General features: G+C 53.7%; 4 protein-coding genes. 3 read left to right on the top strand and 1 reads right to left on the bottom strand.

Going from position 1 to position 3,684, the window contains the following annotated elements; all coding sequences use genetic code 11:
• On the top strand, positions 1-1,052 hold a 1,052-nt coding region (locus M0974_RS13065), incomplete at its 5' end, for an ABC transporter ATP-binding protein (protein WP_297837011.1).
• 51 nt (positions 1,053-1,103) lie between these two features.
• Here M0974_RS13065 and M0974_RS13060 read toward each other — a convergent pair.
• A complete protein-coding gene (locus M0974_RS13060) occupies positions 1,104-1,952 on the bottom strand; it encodes a helix-turn-helix domain-containing protein (RefSeq protein WP_297837008.1) in 849 nt (282 codons plus the stop codon).
• Between the two features lie 850 nt (positions 1,953-2,802).
• Between M0974_RS13060 and M0974_RS13055 the strand changes: the two genes are divergently transcribed.
• Together M0974_RS13055 and M0974_RS13050 are read left to right on the top strand one after the other, a co-directional pair.
• The gene (locus M0974_RS13055; protein WP_297837006.1) at positions 2,803-3,303 is read left to right on the top strand and encodes a spore coat U domain-containing protein; all 501 of its coding nucleotides are present in this window, start codon (positions 2,803-2,805) and stop codon (positions 3,301-3,303) included.
• Between the two features lie 18 nt (positions 3,304-3,321).
• The coding region (locus tag M0974_RS13050; protein ID WP_297837004.1) for a molecular chaperone at positions 3,322-3,684 on the top strand (363 nt) is incomplete at its 3' end.

Raw genomic sequence — 3,684 nt, 5'->3', positions numbered from 1 at the left:
CAGCCTACAGCTCCCTCGGCTACATGGAAAAAATCCGCTGGTTTCAAACTGGATGTGGCGTGATGCTCAAGCTCGGCCTGCTGCTGTTGGCCTTGTACCTGTGGCGTACCCATCAAATCGACATCGCAGCGTTCGTGATGTCGACCAGTCTTTCGCTGTTGATCATCAGTGACGTCGGCAACCTGTCACGGCGCTTTCTGGAGCTTTTCGAAGCCACCGGTAATATTTCCAACGGTGTGCGCACGTTGATTCGTCCGCACGAGGTGATCGATCGACCTAGGGCGATCACGCTGAAGGTCAAGCGTGGTGATATCGAATTTCGGGATGTGGGCTTTAGCTATGGCTCGGGCCCTGCGATCTTTGATCGACTCAATATCGTAATTCCGGCAGGGCAAACGGTGGGGTTGGTGGGTACCTCAGGTTCAGGCAAATCGACACTGCTCAATTTGCTGTTGCGCCTCTACGACGTGCAAAAGGGCCAGGTCCTGGTCGATGGGGTCGATGTGCGCGAAGTGACCCAACATTCGTTGCATCAGCAGATTGGTCTGATCCCCCAAGAGCCAGGACTGTTCCACCGAAGCATTCGCGAGAATATTCATTACGGTCGTTTGGATGCGACCCTTGAAGAGGTGGCAGAAGCCATTCATAGGGCCGGCGCCAGTGAGTTTATCGATAGCATGGAGCACGGCTACGAATCGCTGGTGGGGGAGCGCGGGGTCAAGTTGTCTGGAGGTCAACGGCAACGTATCGCCATCGCTCGGGTACTGCTGAAGAACGCACCGATTTTGGTGATGGACGAGGCGACGTCAAGCCTCGACTCGATCACCGAGCGCTTCATCCAGGACAAACTCGACGAAATAATGGCCGGCAAAACGGTATTGGTGGTCGCGCATCGCCTGTCCACGGTGGCGCATTTGGATCGCATTCTGGTGTTCGACAATGGACGAGTGATCGAAGATGGCAGCCATGACCAACTGCTGCGTCTTCGCGGTCAGTATTACCGGTTATGGAACAGACAGTCCGATGAAGTGGTAGATGCAGCACAGGTCTGATCCCGCACCGAGCCGTGACCTATGATTGCTGCTCTGTGGAACCCAATTCATTCAGCGGGAGGTGGATGGATGGCGCATGCTACTGCTATGCAACCCGATCAACCATTGCGGTGTCTGCTTTGCATCGAACAATCGGGCATAGTCCTGATGACATTTCGGTGCCCAGCCCAGTGGGGTCCGGCGGCGATACTCAAGAGGTGAAGCGCCCAAATATTTGCGGAATACACGCGCCAGTTGCTGACCATCGAGCAAGCCACCCCGACGGGCGATTTTGTCGACGGGTAGATCGCTATCCAGCAGCGCTTGGCGAGCCAGCTCCAGGCGCAGCAACAACAGGAACAGGTGAGGCGGGTAGCCGGTATCCAGTTTGAAGTGACGACGAAAATTGCGTTCGCTCATGTTCAGCGCCAGAGCCGAGCGCTCCATATTGAGGTCGTCTTCAATGTGCGCAAGCCACCACGCGCAGATTCTCGCCGCTACCGAGTTGGGCCGCTCCAGCGCCTTGTGCAGTAAAGGAGTGCTGGCTTCCCGCCCCAGGCCGTCTCGTGTTTCGCTCGGGCTTTTTCGGTCCGCAAGAAGAAGCATCAGTATGTCGCTGGACTTGATCCGTTCGCTGGCGGTGTAGAAGTGGCCGTCAACCTGCAAGCCTTGCCGGGGTTCCACCTGCAATGTCGGGTAACGGCTGACGAGCGCCGATTCCAGTGCTGAATTCGTGGTGACTCTGCGTCGATCAAGCAGGCCGGTAGCGGCCAGCCAGAAGACACCTGCACCCAATGCAAGGACCTGTCTTGCTCGAGGGCAGGTGGTGCGCAACCAATCGATTGTTGTCTGCGGCAATTGGACAACAGCATCGGGTCGCCCGTCAGTAATAATCAATGTGTCTGTCGTACGAGCAAGCATGTTGATCCCCGTGCGTTGTGTTTGCCGGGTGGATGCAGATGTTTCTACCGTATTTATCGCGTGGTCAGAAAGTGAATACACTTGAGGGACATAGAGGATTTTGTTTCCCCGGAAGGCCAACGCCCGTGTATTTAATAGACATAACGTCTCCAGCAATTTCATAACATCCTCCGAATAGGCTCCGGGGTAGGTCAGGATCACAATATGGTTAAGTTTTATCGTGGGCCCGTCAGCTACGATCCCGTTTGGAGTCCGAGGCACTGTACACAAAGGCTCCGATATTGATATGCACTTCATATTGGCCTTGGACTTTCCATTGATGTTTTTGCGGGTTAACCATCATTGAAAACCGCGATCACAAGACACGGTTATTAGTGATGGACATGGATTCTCTGGTCGGGAAGCCGACGCACAAATTTTTCTTGAGCTGTAGATGTCGCGTGCTAGAGCTGTCAAGCGACGTCAAAAATACAGCGTCAAAATATAGTTGCAAGATGCCGTTGTAGTCAACATTAAAGTAAGGAGCATTGCGGCCGACACTTTCAGGTGGCGCGCGAACGTTAAGCCTGAGGGGCTTCAGCGTTAAATGGGAAGATGTTTACTTTGTATCTGTATTGTAGTGATTCACACATAGTGCAGCTGATTTGTTCTTTCGTCGTCTATTATTACTATCTGTGTATGTGCAGCTTTATTGATTTCGGTCACGAGTGGCCAGTTTTGCAGCAGTATTGTCCGAAAATGCGGCGATTGATTTAAGCGGTAAAGTGTCAGCTAGTTAGTATGGAGTGATTAAATTAAGGTCTCGTTTCGGGGCCTGTTTGTCCTCGCACTATTCATTCAGGAAAACACCATGTCCGGAAAAAATGCTCTTAATGCAGTCGTCCTTTCATTACTGGTTGCCAGTGCGGTTGTTTCGTTGAATGCGTCTGCCGCGACTGCAACCTCGACGATGGCCGTCAGTGCTTCAGTGGTCGCTGCCTGTACCGTTTCGGCGGGAGCCCTGGCGTTTTCGGCTTATTCCGGAACCGCGGTTTCAGGCTCGGCAGATCTTACCGTCAACTGTACAAATGATGCGCCTTACACCATTGGTTTAGGTGCTGGTGGGGGCACGGGTGCAAGTACAACCACCCGCGTACTAAGCGGTTCTATTACAGGCACCACGCTGAATTACGGTCTTTATCAAGACGCCGCCTTCACCACCGTATGGGGTGATACCGTCGATACTGATACCTTGGCTGGCACTGGTATTGGCGCCGTGCAGACCATTCCCGTCTATGGTCAAATCGTAGCTGGCCAGAATGGATCGGTAGGTACGTACACCGATAGCGTTGCGGTAACGGTCAACTATTGACCCTGGCGCTTGCTGGTTATGGCACATTACAACGCTGTATTGCGCGCGTGGACACTGGCTATGTTGTGTGTGCTTGCACCGCAAGCACTGGCTCAAGCATTGGCCATCGTTCCCATCAGCCAACAACTACCCCCACAACAGCGCTCTGCCAGCTTCGCGCTCACCAACCATTCGGATAGCGAGGCGTTAATACAGATCCGCAGCTACGCCTGGACACAGACCGAAAGCGACGACACTTACACTCCGACTTCGGAATTGGCGATCAGTCCGCCTTTCGCGAAAATTGCGCCGGGTCAGACCCAGGTCGTACGGCTGTTGCTGCGAAGTGCCGCGGTAGATTTCGAGCAGGCTTACCGGGTGGTTTTCGATCAGATCCCTGAT

Source organism: Pseudomonas sp. (genome assembly GCF_026224925.1).
In the GTDB taxonomy this organism is placed as follows: Bacteria; Pseudomonadota; Gammaproteobacteria; order Pseudomonadales; family Pseudomonadaceae; genus Aquipseudomonas.
The sequence above is the reverse complement of the archived record's forward strand: the minus strand, read 5'-3'. Positions and strand labels throughout refer to the sequence as shown.